The following is a 25,457-nucleotide window of genomic DNA, read 5'->3' on the forward strand; positions in this document are numbered from 1 at the left end:
GGATAGCCATGACAACCGAAGCTGCACCATTTTTCTCCACCGGCGGCTTGCCGTCCCTGGGCATGCTGGGCGATTATGCGCGCGACTCGTGGCAGCGCATCGTGCTGTACGCGGACGTGATGCGCCGGCGCGGCAACCAGTACCAGGAGCACCTGGCCGAGGAAGTGCCGAACGTGCTCGACTTCCCCGCCGAACTGGTGATGTCGGGCCTGGAGCTGGCGCGCCCCGTCAACTACGGCCTGGCGCGCATTTTGACGCCCGATGCGCCCGAACCTGAGCCATCGAAACGGCCGTTTGTCGTCGTCGATCCGCGCGCCGGCCACGGTCCCGGCATCGGCGGCTTCAAGGCCGAGAGCGAGATCGGCGTGGCCCTGCGCGCCGGCCATCCGTGCTACTTCATCGGCTTCCTGCCCGATCCCGTGCCGGGACAGACGGTGGAAGACGTGATGCATGCGGAGGCGGCCTTCCTGGAAAAAGTCATCGCCCTGCATCCGCTCAGCGAAGGCAAGCCCGTCGTCATCGGCAATTGCCAGGCGGGCTGGCAAATCCTCATGACGGCGGCCATGCGCCCGGAATTGTTCGGTCCCATCATCGTGGCCGGCGCGCCCGTGTCCTATTGGGCCGGCTGGCATGGCCGCAATCCGATGCGCTACGCGGGCGGGCTGATGGGCGGCAGCTGGGCCACGGCGCTGGCGGGCGACCTGGGCAACGGCCGTTTCGACGGCGCCAGCCTGGTGCAGAATTTCGAGAAGCTCAACCCGGCCAATACCCTGTGGAGCAAGCAGTACAACCTGTACGCGAACATCGATACGGAAGCGCCCCGTTACCTGGAATTTGAAAAATACTGGGGCGGCCACGTCTTCCTCAACGACGTCGAGATGCAGTACATCGTCGACAATCTGTTCATCGGCAACCGCCTGGCCACGGCCGAATTGATCACCTCCGACGGCGTGCGCCTGGACTTGCGCAATATCCGTTCGCCCATCGTCGTATTCTGCTCGAATGGCGACAACATCACGCCGCCGCCGCAGGCGCTGGGCTGGATCACGGACCTGTACCGCGACGACAAGGACGTGCTGATGCACGACCAGACCATCGTCTACGCCGTGCACGACAGCATCGGCCACCTGGGTATCTTCGTCTCGGCCAAGGTGGGACACAAGGAACACCAGAAATTCGCCAGCAATATCGACCTGATCAACCTGCTGCCGGCCGGTATCTACGAAGCGAGGATCGTCGACAAGACGCCCGATACGCCGAACGCGGATCTGGCCAGCGGCGATTATGTGCTGCAGGTCGAGCACCGCGGCATCGAGGACGTGCGCGCCATCGTGCAGCCTAGCGTGGAAAATGACCGCAAGTTCGCCGCCGCCGCGCGCGTGTCCGAGGTGAACCTGGCCCTGTACCGCACGTTCGCGCAGCCGTGGGTACGCGCCATGGTCACGCCGCAGACCGCGCGCTTCCTGCAGCTTGCGCATCCGCTGCGCGTGTCGTACGAGCGCTGGACCGACCACAATCCGCTGGCCAGGCTGGTGGCCAGGGAGGCGGAAAAAGTGCGCGCCCACCGCCAGCCGGTATCGCCCGACAACCCGCTGCTGGCCATGCAGGAAGCCGTCTCCGGCGCCATCACGGCCGGTTTGAACGGCTGGCGCGACTGGCGCGATACTGTGCAGGAAACCACCTTCGACCTGGTGTACGGCTCGCCCCTGGTGCAGGCGCTGACGGGACAGTCCATCGGCGATGCTGCGCCGCCGCGCCCCCATCCCGGCATCTCGCCCGAGCATTGCGAATACGTGCGCTGCGAAACGCGCAAGATGGACGAGGACATGCAGCGCGGCGGCCTGGTGGAAGCGGCCGTGCGCGCGCTGTTCTACATCTACCGCTTCCGCATGATCGCCGACGAGCGCAGGGTCAACCTGGCCCTCAAATTGATCAAGCCGCAATACCGGCAGGAGGTCAGCATGGAGGAATTCCGCGGCATCGTGCGCCAGCAGGCGCGCCTGATGCTGCATGATTTCGATGCCGCCATCGCCGCCTTGCCGGCCTTGCTGTCGCGCGCCGATCCGGACGACATCGGCGCGCTGGCCGAATGGCTGCAGCAGGTGCTGCAGGTGCCCGAGCCGCCGACGCCGGACGAGGAAGCAAGCCTGCAGCAGATGCTGGACGTCTTCGACCGCGCAGTCAAGCAGCAGGCGCAGGCGCTGCCGCCGGACGCGCGCGCATCCCATGCCGGACCCAAAGCCAAACCGGCCAAACATATTACCTCTGCCTAGAAGACCACGATGACTACTACCCAAGACGATGATCTGCATATCGTGCGTAACCGCACCTTCGACCAGATCGCCATCGGCGATACCGCCAGCATCACGCGCACCCTGAGCATGGACGATATCGCCCTGTTCGCAGTGATGTCGGGCGATGACAACCCGCAGCACCTCGATACGGAATTTGCCGCCGCCACCCGTTACCAGGGCGTGATCGCGCACGGCATGTGGGGCGCTTCCCTCATATCCGCCGTGCTGGGCACGCGCCTGCCCGGCGCCGGCACCGTCTACACGGGCCAGACCCTGCGTTTTTTGCAACCCGTGCGCGTGGGCGATACCTTGGCCATCAGCGTTACCGTCACGGCGCGCGAGCCGCGCAGCCGCCACGTGACCCTGGCTTGCCGCTGCGTCAACCAGCATGGCGCCGTGGTGCTCGACGGCGAGGCGCAGGTGATCGCGCCGGCCGAGCAGATCGAGCGGGCGCGCGCCACCTTGCCCGAAGTGCGCCTGCATAACGGCGACGGCACGCGGCGCCTGCTCGAGCACGCACGTACGCTGGGGCCGATCCGGGTCGCCGTGATCCACCCCTGCGATGAACTGAGTCTGTCTGGCGCGCTGGACGCGCATGCGGCCGGCCTGATCACGCCCGTGCTGGTGGCGCCGCGCGCGCGCCTGGAAGCGGTGGCGGCCGAAGCGGGCCTTAGCCTGGCCGGCATCGCCATCGAGGACGTCGAGCATAGCCATGCTGCCGCCGCGCGCGGCGCCGAACTGGCGGGCAAGGGCGAAGTGGAGGCGCTGATGAAGGGCAGCCTGCATACGGACGAACTGATGTCGGCCGTGCTGTCGGCCAGCGCCGGCCTGCGCACCAAGCGCCGCATCAGCCACTGCTTCCTGATGCAGACGCCCGCCTATCCGCGCCCTTTCATCATCACGGATGCCGCCATCAATATCGCGCCCAACCTGGCCATGAAGGCCGACATCGTGCGCAACGCCATCGACCTGGCGCACGTGATCGGCGTGGCCTGCCCGCGCGTGGCCATCCTGGCCGCCGTGGAAACGGTGAACGCGGACATGCCGGCGACTTTGGACGCGGCCGCCCTGTGCAAGATGGCCGACCGCGGACAGATCACGGGCGCGATCCTCGACGGCCCGCTGGCTTTTGATAACGCCGTGTCGATCGCCGCCGCCACCGTCAAGGGCATCGTCTCGGAAGTGGCGGGCCGCGCCGACATCCTGCTGGTGCCAGACCTGGAAAGCGGCAACATGCTCGCCAAGCAGCTCGAGTACATGGGCGACGCGGACAGCGCCGGCATCGTGCTGGGCGCGAAGATCCCCGTCATCCTCACCAGCCGCGCCGATTCGCGCGCCAGCCGCATCGCCTCGTGCGCCATCGCCGTGATGCTGGCTAACCATTACCGGAGCACGCCGCCATGAACGCGCCAATCACCCACGCCGACGGTGCCTTGATCCTGGTGCTCAATTGCGGCTCGTCGAGCATCAAGTTCGCCCTGTTCGAACAGGCGGACGGCGTGCTGCCGCAGCAGGCGCAATGGAGCGGCAAGGTCGAAGGCATCGGCCGCGAAAGCGCCACCTACCGCGCCGGCGGCCTGCCGGCGGTCGCCTTGCAGCTTGACCCGGAGCAGCCGCATCACGCGGCGCTCGAATACATCCGCGCGCAAGTGGTGGCGCAGCTGGACGGGCGTGCGCTGCGCGCCGTGGCGCACCGCGTGGTGCATGGCGGCAGCAAGTACTTCGCCCCCGTGCGCATCGATTTCAAGGTATTGGCGGACCTGAAAAGCTATGTGCCGCTGGCGCCCCTGCACCAGCCGTTCGCGCTCGAGGCGATCGAGGTGCTGCTCACATCGCGGCCCGACATCGCCCAGGTGGCGTGCTTCGACACGGCCTTCCACCACACGGTGCCGCAGGTCGAGCAGATGCTGGCCCTGCCTTACGATGCGTGGGAGCGGGGCTTGCGCCGCTATGGTTTCCACGGCCTGTCGTACGAATACCAGTCGCTGGTGCTGGAACAGCGTTTTGGCGCTGTCGCGCGCGGCAAGGTCATCGTGGCCCACCTGGGCAGCGGCGCCAGCCTGTGCGCCATGGACAATTTGCACAGCATGGCCACCACCATGGGCTTTTCCGCGCTCGACGGCCTGATGATGGGCACGCGCTGCGGTTCGCTCGATCCTGGCGCCGTGATCTACCTGATGGAAATCGAAAAGCTGTCGCTGGAAAAAGTGGCGCATGTGCTGTACCACGAGTCGGGCTTGCTGGGCGTGTCCGGCGTGTCGGCCGACCCGCCGGTCTTGCTGGCGCAGCAGGACCGGCAGGATGCGACGGGCGAACGCATCCGCGCCGCGCTGGCTTTATATATCAGCCGCATCGTGCGCGAGATCGGCGCCCTGACGGCCGTGCTGGGGGGACTGGACATGCTGGTGTTTACGGCCGGTATCGGCGAACACAGCGCCGAATTGCGCCAGCGCATCTGCGCCGAGCTCGGTTTTATCGGCCCCGTGCTCGATGCCGACGCCAATGCGCGCAACGCCAGCCGTATCTCCACCGACGCCAGCCGCATCGTGGTGGGCGTGGAGCCGGCCAATGAAGAGTGGGTGGCGGCGCGCCACGCGGCCCTGGCCGTGGGCACATGAGGATCTGACGCGTCAGGCCGCGCTCGATGGGAAATTTGCCGATTTGCACATATTTCTCGTTGAGTGCGCTAACGCACTGTGTGGTTTGCCAGTTATCTTTACTATGAAGTCATGCCATTGCGCTACATCAAAAAACAGCGCGATGCCTGGCAAATTTTGAACATTTTGCCCGCCTTTAGTAAGAATAAAATTAAACCATATTGAAAGGTCTCATCATGAACAAATTACTCGCCGCACTGATCGCTACCCTGTTTGCTACCGCCGCCTTCGCTCAAACCGCGCCGGCAACGGAAGCTGTCGTGAAAGCCCAGGCTTCCGCGCAAAAAGACGTCAACAAGGCTGCCGCTTCGGAAGCCAAAGTCGATGCCAAGGCTGACGCCAATGTCGCCAAGGCCGAGATGAAGGCTGACGAAAAGAAAGCTGACGCCCATCACAAGGCGAACAAAACCAAAGCCAAGGCCCATGACAAAGTCGTCAACGCCGATGCGGAAGACAAGCTGAAAGCGGAAGCCAAGGCAGACAAAACCGATGCCAAGGCCGATGCGAAAGCCACCAAGGCTGCCGTAAAAGCGAACGCCAAGGTCGCCAAGGAAAAAGTGGAAGCGAATGCCGACAAAGCCCTCGCCGCCACCAAGACGGAAGAAGCCAAGGCCAAAGCCGACGCTGAAGTCAAGGCCGCCGCCGCCAAGTAATTCCCCGTTTGCTGGCCACGGCCCGCAAGCCAAAAAGACAGCTTCGGCTGTCTTTTTTTCGTCTGCCACTTTTTTCGGGCACCGCTTGCCAGTCTTGATCTGGCACAAATGCTCCTCTTTTCGCCGTGCCATAGTGAATTGGTAAACAGACGAAGGAGACACCATGAGCACCGCTAAAACGAAAAAATTACCGGCCACCGGTTCGGCCGAAGGCGCGCCGGCCATGCAGTCCATGCAGTCCATGCCGGTCGAGGGCGACGTGCATGCCGGTACTGATGCGGCGGGCGCCGACGCCATGCCGGGGCCGCGCCTGGGCATGTCGTACGCGGACCAGGCGGCGCTCGCGCAGGGCGCGGCCGCGGCGAACGGCGGCGACATGCCGGGCGGCGGCATGCAGCAGGCATCGCAGGGCATGGCCGGCGCCAGTTGCATGCACGTGGGCGATGGCGGCGGCATGGGGGGCGACCGCGATGGCGGGGGCGGTGGAGGCGGCATGGGCGGCGACGGCGGCGGCCAGGGCGGCGGTACGCCGCAGGTGCGCACCTGCGCCACGATGGACGTGCATCGCCGCCTGCTGACGGAGGACCCCTCCTATGCGAACATCCGCGCCGATATTGAAAACCAGGCTGGCATGTACGAGGGCGCCGGCGGCAGCGCCGGGCGTTCCGGCGTGACGCAGATACCGGTGGTCGTGCACGTGGTGTGGAATACGGCCGCGCAGAATATTTCGGATGCGCAGATCGCCAGTCAGATCGACGTACTGAACCGTGATTTCCGGCGCGTCAATCCCGATGTGAACAGCACGCCGGCGCCGTTCCTGCCGCTGACGGCCGATGCGCGCGTGGAGTTCGCGCTGGCCACCATCGATCCGCATGGCGCGGCCACCAGCGGCATCGAGCGGCGCCAGACGACCGTGGCCTCGTTTGGCGCCGACGATGCCGTCAAATCGCAGGCGACGGGCGGCATGGATGCCTGGCCGGCCGACACCTACCTGAATATCTGGGTGTGCCAGCTGGGCGGCGGCTTGCTCGGCTACGCGCAATTTCCCGGCGGCCCGGCCGCCACCGACGGCGTGGTGATCCTGCAATCGGCCTTCGGCACGACGGGCACGGCGGCGCCGCCGTTCCACCTGGGGCGCACGGCCACGCATGAAATCGGCCACTGGCTGAACCTGAACCATATCTGGGGCGACGACGGCACCGGCTGCTCGGGCACGGACAACGTGGCCGACACGCCGAACCAGGGTGGACCGAACACAGGCCAGCCTTCGTTCCCCCACATTTCCTGCAGCAACGGGCCGAATGGCGACATGTTCATGAACTACATGGATTACGTCGACGATCCCGCCATGTTCATGTTCACGGCGGGCCAGGTGGCGCGCATGCAGGCCTGTCTCGACGGTCCGCGCGCCAGCATCGGCACGGGGACGGGCGGCACGGGCGCCACGCCGCGCCAGAGTTCTTCCCCCGTCGTGGCCTGGGGCGCGAACCGCCTCGACGTCTTCGTGCTGGGCACGGACCGCGCGCTGTACCACAAGGCCTGGAACGGCACGGCCTGGGCGCCGTCCGTCACCGGCTATGAAGGGCAGGGCGGCATTTGCACCAGTGCGCCGCAGGTGGTGTCGTGGGGGCCGAACCGGCTCGACGTGTTCGTCACGGGCACCGACAGCGGCTTGTTCCACAAATGGTGGAACGGCACGGCGTGGGGTCCGTCCCTGACCGGCTATGAAGCGATGGGCGGGCTGTGCGTGGGCGACCCGCGCGCCGTGGCCTGGGGGCCGAACCGCCTCGACGTGTTTGTCGTCGGCACGGACCGCGGCCTGTATCACAAGTGGTGGAACGGGGCCGCCTGGGGGCCGTCGCTGACGGGCTACGAAGCCATGGGCGGAATCTGCCTGGGTCAGCCGGAAGCCGTGGCGTGGGGGCCGAACCGCCTCGACGTCTTCGTCATCGGCACGGACCGGGCCCTGTACCACAAGTGGTGGGACGGCACGGCCTGGGGACCGTCGCTGACGGGCTACGAGCGCCTGGGCGGCATTTGCACCTCGTCGCCGAAGGCGGTGGCGTGGGGGCCGAACCGGCTCGACGTCTTTGTCACGGGCACCGATGGCGCGCTGTACCACAAGTGGTGGGACGGCGCGAAATGGGGGCCTTCCAACGACGGCTTCGAACGCCTGGGCGGCATTTGCGTGGGCGAGGTGGAAGCCGTGTCGTGGGCGCCCAACCGGCTCGACCTGTTCGTCATCGGCACCGATAGCGCCCTGTACCACAAGGCGTGGAACGGCAGCGCCTGGACGCCGTCGCTGACGGGCTTTGAAAGCCTGGGCGGCGTGTGCACTTCGCGCCCGCGCGCCACGGCCTGGGCGGCGAACCGCCTCGACGTGTTTGTCACGGGCACGAATGGCGCCCTGTTCCACAAGGCCTGGAACGGCACGGCGTGGTCGCCTTCCGTGAGCGGCTATGAAAGCCTGGGCGGCGTGGTATCGTGTTTCTGACGTCAATGCGTCAATGCGTGAAACGGGAGGCGGCATGCACGGCATGACAACGGCTTTGCCCAGCGGCAGCTGGACGCATTCCTTCGAGGAGGATGCAGATGGTATCGAGGTGTACCGGCCCACGGCCACCTTCGTCTTTCCTCCCAGCCGCAAGGGGCGCAAGGTGCTGGAGTTTGGCCCGTCCGCCGGCGCCATGGCGCAAGGGTCGGCGACATTGACGTCGATGGCGCCCGGCCCCGACGACCGTCCCCGCGCCGGCCCCGTTGCCAAGCTGGTGCCCTTGGGCATGGGCCGCTATGCCCTGAGTGATGCTGGCGGGGCGCAGGACGTGATCGACATCGTCGAAGCGACGCCCGACGTGCTGCGCCTGGCGCGGCGTTAAGGCTGGCCGCGCAACTTGTGCGCGAGCGCCGTGCGGTTGCCCACGCCCAGTTTCTGGTAAATCGCATGCAGCTGGTTGCGCACGGTGGCCGGCGACTTGCCCAGTTCCCTGGCGATGCTTTTATACGGCAAGCCTTCCGCCGCCATGGCCGCCACCAGCCGTTCTGCCGGCGTCAGGCGCTGCATGGCAGCCTGCCTGAAACGTTGTGTGTCATCCTTGCTCTCCTGTCCGTGGGCGGCATGCCGGTGGCATGCCTGCAGGGATAACGGGAGCACGGCGCCTATCTGTAAAATTATTTTCTCTGCTGCCAGATGCGATGAACGAAAAAAAAGACAGGCGTACCTGTCTTTTCGTGTGGCTGGGTGGCGCTCAGCCGATGGCTGCCATCGAGACAGGCTTCAGCTTGGCCGCCAGCGCCTTGCCCTTCTTGGCGCGCTTGCCGAAGTGCTCGGCCAGGGCCGTGGCGCCCAGCGACGCATCCTGCGGTTTCGAGGCCCGGCCGATGCCCGAGACCACCACGCCGCGCTGCGTGATCGGCTGCACGGCCAGCAGCTTGTCCTTGGCATCGAGGTCGATCAGCTTGACGCCGGTGCCGCCCTTGGACAGGGTTTTCATTTCATCGAGGCCGAACACCAGCAGGCGCGCGCCTTCCGTCAAACAGGCCAGGGCGCTGGCCGCCTCGGGGATGACTTTCGGCGCCAAAGGCACGTCGCCATCGTCCAGGGTGATGAAGGCCTTGCCGCCTTTCAGACGGCTCGTCATGTCGCCCGCCTTGGCGATGAAGCCGTAGCCGGCGCTCGACGCCAGCAGCAAATTGGTGGCGCCATTGCCCGCAAAGTAATGGAGGATGCGCACGGCGTTGCCCGGCGTGCCGCCGCTCAGGTCGCACAAGGTCGTGATCGGCACGCCGTCGCCGCGCGCGTTGGGCAGCGCCGAGACGGGCACCGAGTAGATCTTGCCGTTGTTGCCAAATCCCAGCAGGGTGTCGACCGTGCGGCACTCGAAGGCGCCATGCAGGCTATCGCCCGCCTTGAAGGTGAACTGCGCCGCATCGTGGCCGATGCCGGTACGCGCGCGCACCCAGCCTTTTTCCGAGATGATGACGGTGACCGGCTCATCGACCACCTTCTGTTCGGCCACGGCTTTCTGCGCTTCCTCGATCAGGGTGCGGCGCGCGTCGCCGAACTGCTTGGCGTCCGCTTCGATCTCGCGGATGATGGCGCGCTTCATCGAGCCCGGGTTGTCGAGCAGGTCTTGCAGCGACTTTTCTTCCTTGCGCAGCTCGGCCAGTTCCTGCTGGATCTTGATCGTTTCCAGGCGCGCCAGCTGGCGCAAACGGATTTCCAGGATATCGTCGGCCTGGCGCTCGGACAGCTTGAACGCCTCGATCAGGGCCGCTTTCGGCTCATCCGAATTGCGGATGATCTGGATCACCTTGTCGATATTGAGCAGGATCGCTTCGCGTCCTTCCAGGATATGGATGCGGTCCTTGACCTTGCCCAGTTTGTAGCCGGTGCGGCGCGTGACGGTTTCGAAGCGGAAATCGATCCACTCGCGCAGGATGTCGCCCAGGCCTTTCTGGCGCGGACGGCCGTCGCCGCCTATCATCACCAGGTTGATTGAGGTCGACGATTCCAGCGACGTATGCGCCAGCAGCATCAGCATGAATTCCGTCTGGTCCTGGTTTTTCGACTTCGGCTCGAACACGAGGCGCACGGGCGCGGCGCGGCCCGATTCGTCGCGGATGGTGTCGAGCGAATTGAGGATCAGCGCCTTCAGGGCCACTTGGTCCGGCGACAGCGCCTTCTTGCCCAGCTTGATCTTCGGATTGGTCAGTTCCTCGATTTCTTCCAGCACCTTTTGCGAGGAGGTGCCCGGCGGCAGTTCCGTCACGACGGCTTGCCACTGGCCGCGCGCCAGTTCCTCGATCTTCCAGCGCGCGCGCACCTTCATGCTGCCGCGGCCGCTCGCGTACATGTCGGCGATCTGCGAGGGCGGCGTAATGATCTGGCCGCCGCCGGGAAAGTCGGGGCCGGGCATGATGGCCATCAGCTCGGCGTGCGTCATCTTCGGATCGCGGATCATGGCGACGGCCGCTTTCGCCACTTCGGTCAGGTTGTGCGACGGGATTTCCGTCGCCAGGCCCACGGCGATGCCGGACGCGCCGTTCAGCAGCACCATCGGCAGGCGCGCCGGCAGCAGCTTCGGTTCTTCCGTCGAGCCGTCGTAGTTGGGCTGGAAGTCCACCGTGCCCATGCCGATTTCATCCATCAGCAGCTTGGCGATCGGCGTCAGACGCGCTTCCGTGTAACGCATGGCCGCGGCGCCGTCGCCGTCGCGCGAGCCGAAGTTGCCCTGACCGTCGATCAGCGGGTAGCGCAAGGAAAAATCCTGCGCCATGCGCACCAGCGCGTCGTATACGGACTGGTCGCCGTGCGGATGCAATTTACCCAGCACGTCGCCGACCACGGCCGCCGATTTGCGCGGCTTCGCCGTGGAATTCAAGCCCAGCTCATTCATCGCATACAGGATGCGGCGCTGCACGGGCTTCTGGCCGTCGCACACGTCGGGCAGGGCGCGGCCCTTGACGACGGAGATGGCGTAATCGAGATAGGCGCGCTCGGCAAAGGTGGACAGGGTCAGCGCTTCGCCGTCGAATACCGGTTCATCCGGCTCGATCGGCTCAGGCTGGGCATCGTCAAATAAATTGGTTTGTGTGGACATGGCGCTTGTTTCGGTGTTAAGTGGTTGCGGTTGAATTCATGGGGGCGATTATGACAGCCCGGATTTGGAAAAGGATTTGCCGTAGGTCTTGTAGATGTAGCACATGGTGAAATACAGCACGGCCAGGGCCAGCTCCACGCTGTTGTGCATCATCTGCATGGCGCGGATGGCCGGGGCCTGGCCGGCCAGCACGACGCTGGCGAGGGACGGCACCAGCACCACCGGCCAGATCGTCTTCCATTTGAAATCGGTGGGGGAAAACAGCAGGCCGGCGCACGACCAGGCATACAGCGCGGCGCCCACGAGGGCGGCCGGCAGCAATTGCAAATACAGTTGCAACAGCAAGCCCGCACAGCCGATCAGCCATGCCGCGCGCAGGCGGGGCAAGAGCGCCTCCGGCCAGCCGCAATCGCCATACAGGCCGGTGGCGCTGCGCAGGGCCAGCGCCGCCAGGCAAAACATCATCGGCATGGCGTCGCCGATGGCCAGCGCCGACTGGCCCTTGCCGCTCATGAACATGGCGGCAAACAGCGACATGCCCAGAACCAGGAGCAGCAGCATGCCATGCAGCAGCTGGCGGTTCATCGCATACGCGAGCAGGGCCGACGCGCACAAGCCGGCCGCAGTGACGAGGCGCACGGTGTCGCTGCGTTCGGGCAGGAACAGCATCAGCGTCAGCAGCAGATAGGGCGCGATCCAGCCCAGCTGCCGCAAGCCGGGCCGCTGCCACAGCACGGGCAGGCGGTCCTGCAGCGCTTCCTGCAGCGAATCCAGGCGCGCGAACAGGGGCGCCGGCCAGCGCAAGGCATGCATGGCCAGCAGAGTAAAGGCCAGCGCCTGGAAACCGAGCAGGCTGGCATAGGCGGCCGCGTCGCCGAGCTTGAAGCCGGCCGCATCGAGCACGCCCGCGAGCATGAAGTGCAGCACGAAGCCCAGGCCGCCCGACGCGAGCGCCGTCTGCTTGAAGTAGCGTTTGCCATGCACGGCGTGTTCCCACTGCTCGAACAGGTCCGTATCGAGCTTGTAGGCCAGCATCTCGCCATGCTGCCAGCGTATCGCGTGCAGCAGTTCGCGCAGCTGCAGCGTGAATTTTTGGTCGAACAGCTGGCGCGCATAGGCGCTTGGTGCCTGCTGCGACATGATGCAGTCCAGGCCGGGGTAGCTGTCGCGGTTGTCGCTGAAATGGGCGAACGAGCGGTCCGCCCGGTAGCGCTGCACGGCACTGCGCACCAGGTCCGCATGGCTGCGCGCCAGGTAGGAAAAGTCGTGGTCCCAGCCCAGCTGCTCGAACAGGGCCTGACGCAGCGCCAGGTCATAGCCGGCGCTGGCGCAATAGCGCAGCGCGCACAGCTCGAATTCCTCGCGCACGTCGAGGTTGAGCAATTCTTCGCGCTCGAGGAAACCGGGCAGCAGGGCGGCCGCGTTGCGGCGCCGCGACTGCTCCAGGAATGCATGCCACAGGCTGATGGCTTCCTGCACCGGATCGATGGCGACCACGCCCCATAGTTCCGGCGGCGGTGCCTGGTCCTGGGCGATGACGCCCCACAGTTCCGCAGGTGCTTCTTGCGCGGGCTCGTCGATGACGCCCCACAGGTCGGCCGGTTCCATGGGCGGCGCTTCTGGCGCTTGCGCCGCTGCCGTTTCGGCTTCGGCCGCTTGCGCTTCCGGCAGTTCATCAGCAAACAGGTGCGCATGGCGCAGCGCGTATTCATACGCTTCGCGCAGCTCCTGGAAGGCGGCAGGATCGTCTTCGGGCCGCGTCACCTTCAGGCGCTTCGCATACGCGCGCTTGAGGGCGCGCTCGTCGCCGGTCGGCTCCGTGCCGAGGATATCCCACAGGCTGCGCTGGCCGTTGTGCATGCCGCCGTCCATTTACAGGAAGCTCTCGCTCTCGACCTGGCGCAACACCTCGTCGAGCACCTGACGCGCCTTGCGGATGGTGGCCGGGTCCTGCGTTTCCAGCGCGGCCTGGAAATTGGCCGTGTGCGCCGCCAGGTACTGGCGCACGTCGCCCAGCGACTGTTCATACAGGCGGTCGGCGCGCGTGACGAGGGTGCGGTTTTCCATCTGCTCGCGCGGGTGGATCTTCAGGTCGGCCAGTTCCGCAAAGCGCTGCTCGATCTGTTCCGGCGTCATCACGCCCGCATTGTCGCTGATGATCATCTTGTGGCGTTCCTGCGTGGCCAGCACCGTCACTTCCGCTTCCAGCACGCCGCTGACGTCGTAGGTGAAGCGCACGTCGATGCCGATCTCGCCCGCCTTTTTCGCGGGGATCGGGAAGCTGATCTTGCCCAGGAAGACGTTGTCGGCCACCAGGCGCGACTCGCCCTGGAAGATCGCCACGTTGATTTCCTTCTGGTTGTCGTGGATGGTGGTGATGTTTTCCGTGCGCGAGACGGGCACCACGGAGTTGCGCTCGATGATGGGCAGGTAATGGCCGCCCTCATACTGGTTAGCGCCGACCTGGCGCGAAATCGAAATGCCCAGCGAATACGGCGCCACGTCCGTCATGACCACTTCGTCGAGGGCCGCGTCGCGCATCTTCAGGCCCGCCTGCACGGCGGCGCCCAGCGCCACGGCTTCGTCCGGGTCCAGGTGGATGGCGGGGAAGCGGCCGAACATGCGCGAGACCAGTTTACGTACCAGCGGCATACGCGTGGCGCCGCCGGCCAGCACCACTTCATTCAATTCCGCCGCGCGGATGGTGGCGTCGCGCAGCGCCCGTTCCACGGGCAGGCGCAAACGGGCCAGCAGCGGTTCGCACAACTGCGCCAGCTTGTCTTCGCCGATCTCCCAGCTGTATTCCTTGTCCTGGTAGCGCGTGGCCATGCGCACGGACGGCTGGTCCGACAGCAATCGCTTGACGCGCTCGGCTTCGTCGCGCAGCAGCTGCTGCTGGCGCGGGTCGAGCAGGCGGCTGCCGACGGCGTCGCGCAGGCCGCTGCCTTCCATGAAAGCGTCGACCAGCACGGTGACGAAGTCTTCGCCGCCCAAAAAATTGTCGCCGGCCGAGGCGCGCACTTCCATCACGCCTTCGAACAGTTCCAGGATCGACACGTCGAACGTGCCGCCGCCCAGGTCGAAGACGAGAAATTTGCTTTCCTGTTCCTTGTCGCGGATGCCGTAGGCCAGCGCGGCGGCCGTCGGCTCGTTGAGCAGGCGCTCCACGCGCAGGCCCGCCAGCTGGCCGGCGATGCGCGTGGCCTTGCGCTGCGCATCGCTGAAATACGCGGGCACGGTGATGATGGCTTCCTCGACCTTGTGGCCCAGGAAGGCTTCGGCATCTTCCTTCAGCGCGCGCAGCACCATCGACGACAGTTCTTCCGGGCGGAATTGCTGCGTGCCGAGGGTGATCTTCTTTTCGCTGCCCATGTAGCGCTTGAAGACGGCCGCCGTCAGCTGCGGGTGCGTCTGCAGCCGTTCGCGCGCGGCGCGGCCCACCAGCACGGTGCCGTCGTCATCGATGCTCACGCACGACGGCGTCAGGTGTTCACCGAGCGCATTCGGGATGATGGAAGCCTTGCCGTCGCGCCAGATGGCGACCAGGCTGTTGGTGGTGCCCAGGTCGATGCCGATGATCATCAGATATCCGCCTCCGCCTCATTGCCGTGTTCCTCGATCCAGGCGCGGCGTCCTGCCGCCTCGCCCTTGCCCATCAACATATTGAAGCGGGACGCCGAGGCCATGTGGTCGATTTCACCGAGCGTGACGGGCAGCAAACGGCGCGTGTCCGGATTCATCGTCGTTTCCCACAGCTGCTCGGCGTTCATCTCGCCCAGGCCCTTGAAGCGCGAGATCGACCAGGCGCCCTGTTTCACGCCTTCCTTGCGCAGCTTGTCCTCGATGGCCAGCAGTTCGCCATCGTCGAGCGCATAGATTTTCTGCATCGGCTTCTTGCCGCGCGCCGGCGCGTCCACGCGGTACAAAGGCGGACGGGCGATGCAGATGTGGCCTTTGTTGATCAGGACGGGGAAGTGCTTGAAGAACAGGGTCAGCAGCAGCACCTGGATGTGCGAGCCGTCCACGTCCGCATCCGACAGGATGCAGATCTTGCCGTAGCGCAGGCCCGACAGGTCGGGCGAGTCGCCCACGCTGTGCGGGTCGACGCCGATGGCCACCGCAATGTCGTGGATCTCGTTATTGGCGAACAGGCGGTCGCGGTCCGTTTCCCACGAGTTCAACACCTTGCCGCGCAGGGGCAGGATCGCCTGGAATTCCTTGTCGCGGCCCATCTTGGCCGAACCGCCCGCCGAGTCGCCCTCGACGAGGAACAGTTCATTGCGCGTGATGTCCGACGATTCGCAGTCGGTCAGCTTGCCGGGAAGGACGGCCACGCCCGAGGATTTTTTCTTTTCCACTTTTTGCAGCGAGCGCTGGCGCGACTGCGCCTGCTTGATCACGAGCTCGGCCAGCTTCTTGCCGTAATCGACGTGCTGGTTCAGCCACAGTTCCAGCGGCGGCTTGGTGAAGGTCGAGACGAGGCGCACGGCGTCGCGCGAATTGAGGCGTTCCTTGATCTGACCCTGGAATTGCGGGTCCAGCACCTTGGCCGACAGCACGAACGATGCGCGCGCGAACACGTCTTCCGGCAGCAGTTTCACACCTTTGGGCAGCAGCGAGTGCATTTCGACGAAATTTTTCACGGCGCCGAACAGGCCGTCGCGCAAGCCCGATTCGTGCGTGCCGCCATTCGAGGTGGGAATCAGGTTGACATACGATTCGCGCACGATGGCGCCTTCTTCCGTCCACGCCACGACCCAGGCCGCGCCTTCGCCTTCGGCAAAGCCTTCCGAGTCCGGGCCAGCGTATTGCGCGCCTTCGAACAGGGGAATCAGGGTTTCGCCATTCGATACCTGCGCCAGCGTTTCGGTCAGGTAGCCGCGCAAGCCTTCCGCGTACTGCCAGGTCTGCGTATCGCCCGTCTTCGCGTTGGTCAGCGTGACGGTCACGCCCGGCAGCAGCACGGCTTTCGAGCGCAGCAGGCGTTGCAGCTCCGTTTGCGAGATGTTCGGCGAATCAAAGTATTTCGCATCGGGCCAGGCCGTGACGCGCGTGCCGGATTTTTTGCCGTCGCGCGGGGCGGGGCGGGAACTCAGGGGCTCGATCACGTCGCCGTTGGCAAACACCATGTGGTGCAAGCCGTTGCCATCGCTTTCCTTGCGCCAGACGGTGATTTCCAGGCGCGTCGACAGCGCATTGGTGACGGACACGCCGACGCCGTGCAAGCCGCCCGAGAACGCGTAGGCGCCGCCCGAACCCTTGTCGAACTTGCCGCCCGCGTGCAGCCGTGTAAACACGATTTCCACCGTCGGCACGCCTTCTTCCGGGTGCAGGCCGACGGGAATGCCGCGGCCATTGTCTTCGACGGTGATGCTGCCATCCGTGTTCTGCGTCACGGCGATATGCGTGCAATGACCGCCCAGCGCCTCGTCGGAGGCATTGTCGATCACTTCCTGAATGATGTGCAGCGGATTTTCAGTGCGGGTGTACATCCCCGGGCGCTGCTTGACGGGTTCCAGTCCTTTCAGGACACGGATGGATGATTCGCTGTAGTCGGATGCTGGTTTTTTAGTGGCCATACGTGTTCAAGCTAAGTAAAGACAGTGGTTGGAACGCCAGGCCAGGGCACTGCGGGCGCAATGACAGCGGCGGCGATAACTGTATGAATATACAGTATATCCCGTCCAGCGTCACTGGGAGAGGGCAGTGCGGCAGGCTTGGCGTCCTTGTGCGGACGCTCGCGCATTCTATCTTGTCCGGCGAGCAATAGCGCTACTCCAAGGCAACAACAGTGCGCCGCGCGCGTGGTTTTGCGCCAATTGTGATGGATTTTATGCGGTAAAGCGGCCTTTTTTACATCTTGTTTACAGCTGCCTTCCCAGTCTTTACGAATTTTTTAGACCCTTTTGGCTAATCTGCTCACTATCAAAACAAACCTGAATGAGGGTGGGAATGGATCTCGTGTATCTCGGCTTGATTGCCGTGTTTTTCGTCGTGGCGGCCGGCTTTGCCGTCGCCTGCGACAAATTAGGGAGCGTCAAATGAACGCGTTTTATGTGCTGGGCGCCGTCGTCTCGGCCGGCCTGCTCGTGTATTTGCTGGTGGCGCTGCTGAAGGCGGAGGAACTGTGATGACGACGCAATCGATACTGTTGTTGGTGGCCTTCCTGGCCGTGCTGCTGGCCGCCGGCTATCCGCTGGGCCTGTACATGGCCAGGGTGGCCGGCGATGGCCCCGTGCGCGGCCTGGGCTGGCTGCAAAAGCTGGAAAACCTGCTGTACCGCTGGTCCGGCCTGCCCGCCGACAAGGCCATGGGCTGGAAAAGCTATGCCATCGCCCTGATCGTGTTTAACACGGTGGGCGCCGTCTTCGTCTACGGCCTGCAGCGCCTGCAGGGCTTCCTGCCCCTCAATCCCCAAGGCCTGGGCGCCGTCAGCCCCGATTCCTCGTTCAATACCACCGTCAGCTTCGTCGCCAACACCAACTGGCAGGGCTACGGCGGCGAACAGACCATGAGCTATCTGACGCAGATGCTGGGCATGGCCTGCCAGAATTTCTTTTCGGCGGCCACCGGCATCGCCGTGATCTTCGCGCTGGTGCGCGGCTTCGCCTCGCGCTCGGGCAAATCGATCGGCAATTTCTGGGTCGACCTGGTGCGCTCGACCCTGTACATCCTGCTGCCGCTGTCCCTGGCCCTGTCCGTCGTCTTCATGGGCGAAGGCATGATCCAGAATTTTTCCGCCTATAAGGAAGTGACCCTGCTCGACCACGTGGCGTATGAAACGCCGAAGGTGACGGCCGACGGCCAGCCCGTGCTGGACGCCGCCGGCAAACCCGTGATGGAAGCGCAAGTGGCGGCGACGCAGACGATCGCCATGGGCCCCGTCGCGTCGCAGGAATCGATCAAGCTGCTGGGCACGAATGGCGGCGGCTTCTTCAATGCCAACTCCTCGCATCCGTACGAAAACCCGACCGTGCTGTCGAACTTCCTGCAGATGCTGGCCATCTTCATCATTCCCGCCGGCCTGTGCTTCACCTTCGGCCGCATGGTGGGCGACATGCGCCAGGGCTGGGCCGTGCTGGCCGCGATGACCCTGATCTTTGTCGTCATGACGGCCGGCGTGATGAGCGCCGAGCAGCAAGCCAATCCGGCGTTGCAATCGCTGGGCGTGGACCAGCAGGCCAGCAGCCTGCAATCGGGCGGCAATATGGAAGGCAAGGAAACGCGCTTCGGCATCAGCTCCTCGACCCTGTTCGCGGCGGTGACGACGGCCGCGTCGTGCGGTGCCGTCAATTCCATGCACGACTCCTACATGCCCCTGGGCGGCATGGTGCCGCTGCTGCTGATGCAGTTCGGCGAAGTGATCTTCGGCGGCGTGGGCACGGGCCTGTACGGCATGCTGATGTTCGCCATCCTGGCCGTCTTCATCGCCGGCCTGATGATAGGCCGCACGCCTGAATACCTGGGCAAGAAAATCCAGGCGTATGAAATGAAGATGGTGTCGCTGGCCATCCTGATTACGCCAGCCCTCGTATTGACGGGCACGGCGATCGCCGTGATGGTCGAACCGGGCAAGATCGGCGTGGCCAATCCGGGCGCGCACGGTTTCTCCGAGATCCTGTACGCCTTCACGTCGGCGGCCAACAACAACGGCAGCGCGTTTGCGGGCCTGTCCGCCAACACGCCGTTCTACAACGTGATGCTGGCGATCGCCATGTGGTTCGGCCGCTTCGGCGTGATCGTGCCCGTGCTGGCGGTGGCCGGTTCGCTGGCGGCCAAGCAGCGCCTGTCGGCCAACGCCGGCACCATGCCCACGCACGGCCCCATGTTCATCGGCCTGCTGATCGGCGTCGTCGTGCTGGTTGGTGTATTGAATTACGTTCCCGCGCTGGCCCTGGGCCCGATCGTCGAACACCTGCAACTTTTCATCAAATAAGAGGCTACCATGTCACGCACAAGCCTGACTTTGTTCGATTCCGCACTGATTGGCCCCGCCATCGTCGATGCGTTCAAAAAACTCGACCCCCGCACGCAGTGGCGCAGCCCCGTGATGTTCGTCGTCTATGTCGGCAGCATCATCACGACCTTGCTGGCGACCCAGGCCGGGATCAGCGGTGGCCAGGGTGAAGCGCCGTTCGGCTTCATCGTCGCCGTCGCCGTGTGGCTGTGGTTTACCGTGCTGTTCGCGAACTTCGCCGAAGCGCTGGCCGAAGGCCGCAGCAAGGCCCAGGCGGCCTCGCTGCGCGCCCTCAAGCAGACGGTGATGGCGAAGAAAATGCAGACGCCGAAGTACGGCACCTCCTGGCTGCCCACGCCGGCGACCGACCTGCGCAAGGGCATGACGGTGCTGGTCGAGGCGGGCGACGTGATCCCCGCCGACGGCGAAGTGACGGCCGGCGTGGCCTCCGTCGACGAGAGCGCCATCACGGGCGAATCGGCGCCCGTCATCCGCGAATCGGGCGGCGACTTTTCCGCCGTCACGGGCGGCACCCGCGTGCTGTCGGACTGGCTGCTGGTGCGCGTTTCCGTCAACCCGGGCGAAGCCTTCATCGACCGCATGATCGCCATGGTCGAAGGCGCCAAGCGCCAGAAGACGCCGAACGAGATCGCCCTGACGATTTTATTGGTGGCCCTGTCGATCGTGTTCCTGATCGTCACCGTGACCTTGCTGCCGTACTCGCTGTTTTCCGTGGCGGCGGCCGGCAGCGGCACGCCGGTGACGATCACCGTGCTGATCGCGCTGCTCGTGTGTCTGATTCCGACCACCATCGGCGGCCTGCTGTCGGCCATCGGCGTGGCCGGCATGAGCCGCATGATGCAGGCCAACGTGATCGCCACCTCGGGCCGCGCCGTGGAAGCGGCCGGCGACGTGGACGTGCTGCTGCTCGATAAGACGGGCACCATCACCCTGGGCAACCGCCAGGCGTCGAGCTTCGTGCCGGCGCCCGGCGTGACGGAACAGCAGCTGGCCGATGCGGCGCAGCTGGCCTCGCTGGCCGATGAAACGCCGGAAGGGCGCAGCATCGTCGTGCTGGCCAAGCAGAAGTTCAATATCCGCGAACGCGAGATGGCCAGCCTGCACGCCACCTTCGTCCCGTTCACGGCGCAGACGCGCATGAGCGGCGTGGATATCCCGGGCGAACAGCAGGTGCGCCAGTTGCGCAAGGGCGCGGCCGATTCCATGAAAAAGTATGTGGAAGCGCTGGGCCAGCCGTATCCGGCCGAGGTGGGACGCGCCGTCGACGACATCGCGCGCCGCGGCAGCACGCCGCTGGTGGTGGTGGACGACGGCCGCGTCATGGGCGCCGTGGAACTGAAGGATATCGTCAAGGGCGGCATCAAGGAGCGCTTCGCGGAATTGCGCCGCATGGGCATCAAGACCGTCATGATCACGGGCGACAACAAGCTGACGGCGGCCGCGATTGCCGCCGAAGCGGGCGTGGACGATTTCCTCGCCGAAGCGACGCCGGAAGACAAGCTCAAACTGATTCGCAGCTACCAGTCCGAAGGCCGCCTGGTGGCGATGACGGGCGACGGCACCAACGACGCGCCCGCGCTGGCCCAGGCCGACGTGGCCGTGGCCATGAACTCGGGCACGCAGGCGGCGAAGGAGGCGGGCAACATGGTCGACCTCGATTCGAACCCGACCAAGCTGCTGGAAATCGTTGAAATCGGCAAGCAGATGCTGATGACGCGCGGTTCGCTGACGACGTTCTCGATCTCGAACGACATCGCCAAGTACTTCGCCATCATCCCGGCCGCCTTCGTGGGCACTTATCCGCAATTGAAGGCGCTCGACATCATGCATTTGGCCAGTCCCGCCTCGGCCATCATGTCGGCCGTGATCTTCAATGCCCTGATCATCGTCGTGCTGATTCCGCTGGCGCTGAAAGGCGTGCAGTACCGGGCTATCGGCGCGGCCAGCCTGTTGCGCCGCAACCTGCTGATCTACGGTCTGGGCGGGATTATTTTGCCCTTCATCGGGATCAAGCTGATCGACATGCTGCTGTCCGCCCTCAATTTAGTCTAAAGGAACCATCATGAGCACTATCGTCCGTCCCGCCCTGGTCCTGTTTGCCGCGCTGACCGTGATCTGCGGCGTCGTCTATCCGTTTGCCACGGCCGGTATCGGCCAGCTGGCCTTCAACGATGAAGTCAACGGCAGCATCGTCGAGCGTGGGGGCAAGCCCGTCGGCTCGATGCTGATCGGCCAGTCCTTCACCTCGCCCAAGTATTTCTGGGGCCGGCCGTCGGCCACCGCGCCGATGGCCAATAACGGCGCCGGTTCGGGCGGCTCGAACCAGGGGCCGACCAATCCGGCCCTGGTGGACGCCGTCAAGGCGCGCATCGCCGCCCTGCAGGCAGCCGATCCCGGCAACCGCAAGCCGATCCCCGTCGACCTGGTGACGGCGTCGAGCAGCGGCCTGGACCCGGAAATCAGCCTGGCGGGCGCCCTGTACCAGGCGCCCCGCGTGGCCCGCGTGCGCGCCGTGCCGCTGGCGCAGGTGGAAAACGCCATCGCCAAGGTGCAGAAAACCGCGTATATCGGCTTTTTCGGCGAACCGCGCGTAAATGTGCTGGAGCTGAATCTGGCGTTGGATGCCATGGCAAAGTAAGCTGGCAACGGTGCGTAGGTCGGCAAACGTTGGCCTGGATCGGCGTAGGTCGGCGTAGGTCGGCTTAGCGCAGCGTAAGCCGACATCACCCATAGCCCCAGCCAGGCCAACGATGTTGTCGGATTACGCGCGCCCTTCGGACGCGCTAATCCGACCTACAATGCCCAAGAAGATTAAAATACAACATGCTCCCCAACGACAGCCAACGCCCCGACCCTGATGCCCTGCTGGCGCAAGTGCAGGCGCAGGAACAGAAAGCCGCGCGCGGCCGGCTGCGCATCTATTTCGGCGCCTCGGCCGGCGTCGGCAAGACTTACGCGATGCTGGCGGCCGCCCGCAAATTGCTGGCCGACGGCCAGGACTTGCTGGTGGGCGTGGTGGAGACGCATGGGCGCCAGGATACGGCGGCCCAGCTGGACGGCTTGCCCGTGCTTCCGCTCAAAGCCATCGAGTATCGGGGCAAGATCCTGTACGAGTTCGACCTGGACGAGGCCCTGCGCCGCGCGCCGCCGCTGATACTGATGGATGAACTGGCCCACTCGAACGTGGCCGGATCGCGTCATCCGAAGCGCTGGCAGGATGTCGAGGAATTGCTGGCGGCCGGCATCGACGTGCTGTCGACCGTGAACGTGCAGCACCTGGAAAGTCTGAACGACGTGGTGGGCGGGATCACGGGCGTGCGCGTGGCCGAGACCCTGCCCGACACGGTGTTCGACCGCGCCGATGAAGTGGTGCTGGTCGATATCCCGGCCGATGAATTGCTGCGCCGCCTGAAGCAGGGCAAGGTGTATCAGCCGCAGCAGGCCGAACGGGCATCGCAGCATTTTTTCCGCAAGGGTAACCTGATCGCCTTGCGCGAACTGGCCTTGCGCCGCACGGCGGACCGGATCCAGGATGACGTGCAGGCCTACCGCGTTGAAAAATCGATCAACCCCGTATGGAAGACGGGTGCCGCGCTGCTGGCCTGCGTGGGACCGCACGCGGGGGGCGAACACGTGATCCGCAGCACGGCGCGCCTGGCCAGCCAGCTGAACGCGGAATGGCACGCGCTGTACGTGGAAACGCCGCGCTTGCAGCGCCTGCCGGCGGGCCAGCGCGAACGCATCCTGAAAACGCTGAAACTGGCGCAGGACCTGGGCGCGCGCACGGCCATTGTGCCGTCCGCCGACATCGCCGGCGCCGTGGTCGAGTATGCGCGCGGCGCGAATATCTCGAAAGTCATCGTGGGCCGTGGCCGCGGCCGTGCGCTGGCGCGCCTGTGGCAGGCGCCGCCGGCCGCCCGCATGGCCAGCCTGGCGCCCGATATCGATTTGATCGAGGTGGGCTTGCCGCCAGCCGATGCGGCGCCCCGGCGCGCAAGCGGCGACGATGCGGAAACGCCGCGCCGGCCCGCGCGTCACTGGCGTTACATCCTGGCCGCCGGCGCCAGCCTGGGCACGGCCCTCGCGTCGGTCCCGCTGCAGCCCTACCTGGACCTGGCCAACATCGCCATGCTGTCCCTGCTGACGGTGGTGCTGCTGGCCGTGCGCCTGGGGCGCGGGCCGGCGGCATTGGCCAGCCTGGTGGGCGTGGCCTGCTTCGATTTCATCTTCGTGCCGCCCCGTTTCTCGTTTGCCGTGGGCGATTTCCAGTATGTGATCACGTTTGGCGTGATGCTGGCCGTGGGTCTGATCACGGGCCACCTGACGGCCGGTCTGCGCTTCCAGGCGCGCGTGGCCTCGCACCGCGAAGCGCGCGCCCGCGCCTTATACGAATTCTCGCGCGAATTGTCCGGCGTGCTGCAGACGGAGCAGATTTTCGACATCACGAAAAGCGCCATCGAACGGGCGTTCCGCGCGCGCGCCACCTTGCTGCTGCCCGATGACGAGGGCAACTTGCAGGCCGCGAACGGCGGCGAACCGCTCGATATCGGCATCGCGCAGTGGGCCTTCGACCATGCGCAGGCGGCGGGGACGGGCACCGATACCTTGCCGGCTTCGCCCATTTTCTACCTGCCGCTGATCGCGCCGATGCGCACGCGGGGCGTGCTGGCGCTGCTGCCGCTCGATGGCGCGCAGCGCGGTCGCTGGCTGCTGGTGCCGGAACAGCGCCAGCACCTCGATACCTTTGCCGCGCTGGCGGCCATCGCCCTCGAACGCGTGCACTACATCGACGTGGCGCAGGGCGCGCTGCTGCAGATGGAATCGGAGCGGCTGCGCAATTCGCTGCTGGCGGCCCTGTCGCACGACTTGCGCACGCCCTTGACGTCGCTGGTGGGCCTGGCCGAATCACTGGCGTTGTCCCGGCCTGCGCTGTCGCCCGCGCAGCTGGACATGGCGCGCTCGCTGCAGTCCGAAACCGTGCGCATGAGCGCCCTCGTGGCGAACCTGCTGGACATGGCGCGCATCGAGAGCGGCCAGGTGCGCCTGAATTTGCAATGGCAGGCGCTGGAAGAGGTGGTGGGCAGCGCGCTGCGCGCCAGCGGTCCGCAATTGCAGCAGCACGCCGTGCAGACGCAGCTGGCGCCGGACCTGCCACTGGTGCGCTACGACGCCGTGCTGATCGAGCGCGTGCTGTGCAACCTGCTGGAAAACGCGGCCAAGTACACGCCGCCGGGCAGCACCATCACGGTCGCCGCCGGCGTGCACGGCCAGTTCCTGCAGGTGACGGTGCTTGACGATGGCCCGGGCCTGCCGCCCGGCCGCGAAGAAGCCATCTTTGAAAAATTCACGCGCGGCGAGCGCGAATCGAACAAGCCGGGCGTCGGGCTGGGGCTGGCCATTTGCCGCGCCATCATCGAAGCCCACGGCGGCACCATCCACGCGCAGCCCCACACGCCGGGGCAGGGCGCCGCCATCGTCTTCAGCCTGCCGCTGGGCACGCCGCCGGCGCCGCCGGAGATCGAGCTCGATGACGCCAACGACCATGAAACAGGAAAACCAATATGAACGAACCTTCCGCCACCGCCTTGCTGGTCGAGGATGAACCGCAAATTCGCCGCTTCGTGCGCGCTGCGCTGGAAGACGAGGGCTGGCAGATTTTCGAGTCCGCCACCATGCAGCGGGGCCTGATCGACGCGGGCACGCGCCGGCCCGATCTGATCGTGCTGGACCTGGGGCTGCCCGACGGCGACGGCATCGACTTCATCGCCGACATCCGCAAATGGTCGGCCGTGCCCATCATCGTGCTGTCGGCGCGTGTCGACGAGCAGGACAAGATCCGCGCGCTCGATGCGGGCGCCGACGACTACCTGACCAAGCCGTTCGGCGTGGGCGAGCTGTTGGCCCGTGTGCGCGCCACCTTGCGCCGCCAGCGCCAGCCCGCCGCCAGCGATGATGGCGTGGTGCAGTTCGGCGACGTGCGCGTCGACCTGAAGGACCGGCTGGTGACGCGCAACAAGCAGCTGGTGCACATGACGCCGACGGAGTTCCGCCTGCTGTCGGTGCTCGTGAAGAATGCGGGCAGGGTGGTCACCAATCCGCAGCTGCTGCGCGAAGTGTGGGGACCGTCGAACAGCGAAAACGGCCATTACCTGCGCATCTACATGGGCCATCTGCGCCAGAAGCTGGAAGCCGATCCGGCCCAGCCGCAGTACCTGCTGACGGAAACGGCTGTCGGTTACCGCTTGCTGCTGCCGCTCTAACACCTGTTATTTCCC

17 protein-coding genes are annotated in these 25,457 nt (G+C 65.4%); 12 read left to right on the top strand and 5 right to left on the bottom strand.

The window, feature by feature from the left end; genetic code table 11:
• Nucleotides 1–8: 8 nt before the first annotated feature.
• The 6 genes from AC1RBA_RS21260 to AC1RBA_RS21285 all read left to right on the top strand — a co-directional run bounded on the left by AC1RBA_RS21260 (nt 9) and on the right by AC1RBA_RS21285 (nt 8,480).
• Entirely contained in the window at nt 9–2,273 is a 2,265-nt protein-coding gene (locus AC1RBA_RS21260; RefSeq protein WP_492419765.1) for a DUF3141 domain-containing protein, read from the top strand.
• A 9-nt stretch (nt 2,274–2,282) separates the two neighbouring features.
• Nucleotides 2,283–3,698, top strand: a complete 1,416-nt coding sequence (locus AC1RBA_RS21265) for a bifunctional enoyl-CoA hydratase/phosphate acetyltransferase (protein ID WP_070224286.1) — start codon at nt 2,283–2,285, stop codon at nt 3,696–3,698.
• Entirely contained in the window at nt 3,695–4,912 is a 1,218-nt protein-coding gene (locus tag AC1RBA_RS21270) for an acetate/propionate family kinase (protein WP_492419766.1), read from the top strand. Before AC1RBA_RS21265 ends, AC1RBA_RS21270 begins: the two co-directional genes overlap by 4 nt.
• A 215-nt stretch (nt 4,913–5,127) precedes the next feature.
• Nucleotides 5,128–5,604: a hypothetical protein gene (locus AC1RBA_RS21275; RefSeq protein WP_070224288.1), complete on the top strand. Its 477-nt coding sequence runs from the start codon at nt 5,128–5,130 to the stop codon at nt 5,602–5,604.
• 163 nt (nt 5,605–5,767) lie between these two features.
• Nucleotides 5,768–8,098 carry a DUF8189 domain-containing protein gene (locus tag AC1RBA_RS21280; protein WP_492419767.1) on the top strand — a complete coding sequence of 777 codons (2,331 nt, stop codon included), beginning with the start codon at nt 5,768–5,770 and terminating at the stop codon, nt 8,096–8,098.
• Nucleotides 8,099–8,132: 34 nt separating this feature from the next.
• Nucleotides 8,133–8,480 (top strand): hypothetical protein, encoded by a 348-nt coding sequence (locus AC1RBA_RS21285; RefSeq protein ID WP_492419768.1) that lies wholly within the window; start codon nt 8,133–8,135, stop codon nt 8,478–8,480.
• On the opposite strand, the gene AC1RBA_RS21290 is transcribed toward AC1RBA_RS21285, so the two are convergent.
• The 5 genes from AC1RBA_RS21290 to AC1RBA_RS21310 all read right to left on the bottom strand — a co-directional run bounded on the left by AC1RBA_RS21290 (nt 8,477) and on the right by AC1RBA_RS21310 (nt 16,783).
• Complete coding sequence (locus AC1RBA_RS21290) at nt 8,477–8,665, bottom strand: helix-turn-helix domain-containing protein (protein ID WP_035822224.1); 189 nt, start codon at nt 8,663–8,665, stop codon at nt 8,477–8,479. The genes AC1RBA_RS21285 and AC1RBA_RS21290 overlap by 4 nt on opposite strands.
• Before the next feature lie 184 nt (nt 8,666–8,849).
• On the bottom strand, nt 8,850–11,204 hold the full coding sequence (gene parC / locus AC1RBA_RS21295) for a DNA topoisomerase IV subunit A (protein ID WP_070224290.1): 2,355 nt from the start codon (nt 11,202–11,204) through the stop codon (nt 8,850–8,852).
• A 48-nt stretch (nt 11,205–11,252) separates the two neighbouring features.
• The gene (locus tag AC1RBA_RS21300; RefSeq protein ID WP_492419769.1) at nt 11,253–13,064 is read right to left on the bottom strand and encodes a hypothetical protein; all 1,812 of its coding nucleotides are present in this window, start codon (nt 13,062–13,064) and stop codon (nt 11,253–11,255) included.
• Between the two features lie 12 nt (nt 13,065–13,076).
• Nucleotides 13,077–14,786, bottom strand: coding sequence for a molecular chaperone HscC (locus AC1RBA_RS21305; protein ID WP_492419770.1), 1,710 nt, complete (start codon nt 14,784–14,786; stop codon nt 13,077–13,079).
• The gene (locus AC1RBA_RS21310) at nt 14,786–16,783 is read right to left on the bottom strand and encodes a DNA topoisomerase IV subunit B (RefSeq protein WP_230538930.1); all 1,998 of its coding nucleotides are present in this window, start codon (nt 16,781–16,783) and stop codon (nt 14,786–14,788) included. Before AC1RBA_RS21310 ends, AC1RBA_RS21305 begins: the two co-directional genes overlap by 1 nt.
• A gap of 462 nt (nt 16,784–17,245) precedes the next feature.
• Between AC1RBA_RS21310 and kdpF the strand changes: the two genes are divergently transcribed.
• The 6 genes from kdpF (at nt 17,246) to kdpE (ending at nt 25,442) form a co-directional block, all read left to right on the top strand.
• On the top strand, nt 17,246–17,335 hold the full coding sequence (gene kdpF, locus AC1RBA_RS21315; RefSeq protein ID WP_034746483.1) for a K(+)-transporting ATPase subunit F: 90 nt from the start codon (nt 17,246–17,248) through the stop codon (nt 17,333–17,335).
• Entirely contained in the window at nt 17,335–19,140 is a 1,806-nt protein-coding gene (gene kdpA / locus AC1RBA_RS21320; protein WP_492419771.1) for a potassium-transporting ATPase subunit KdpA, read from the top strand. The genes kdpF and kdpA overlap by 1 nt, the downstream gene beginning before the upstream one ends.
• A 9-nt stretch (nt 19,141–19,149) precedes the next feature.
• A complete protein-coding gene (kdpB, locus tag AC1RBA_RS21325) occupies nt 19,150–21,234 on the top strand; it encodes a potassium-transporting ATPase subunit KdpB (protein ID WP_070224295.1) in 2,085 nt (694 codons plus the stop codon).
• A 10-nt stretch (nt 21,235–21,244) separates the two neighbouring features.
• The gene (gene kdpC / locus AC1RBA_RS21330; RefSeq protein WP_070288621.1) at nt 21,245–21,820 is read left to right on the top strand and encodes a potassium-transporting ATPase subunit KdpC; all 576 of its coding nucleotides are present in this window, start codon (nt 21,245–21,247) and stop codon (nt 21,818–21,820) included.
• A 185-nt stretch (nt 21,821–22,005) separates the two neighbouring features.
• Nucleotides 22,006–24,747, top strand: a complete 2,742-nt coding sequence (locus AC1RBA_RS21335; RefSeq protein WP_492419772.1) for a DUF4118 domain-containing protein — start codon at nt 22,006–22,008, stop codon at nt 24,745–24,747.
• Complete coding sequence (gene kdpE, locus AC1RBA_RS21340; RefSeq protein ID WP_034746496.1) at nt 24,744–25,442, top strand: two-component system response regulator KdpE; 699 nt, start codon at nt 24,744–24,746, stop codon at nt 25,440–25,442. Before AC1RBA_RS21335 ends, kdpE begins: the two co-directional genes overlap by 4 nt.
• Nucleotides 25,443–25,457 lie beyond the last annotated feature (15 nt).

This window comes from Janthinobacterium sp. GW823-FHT03B06 (genome assembly GCF_058796955.1).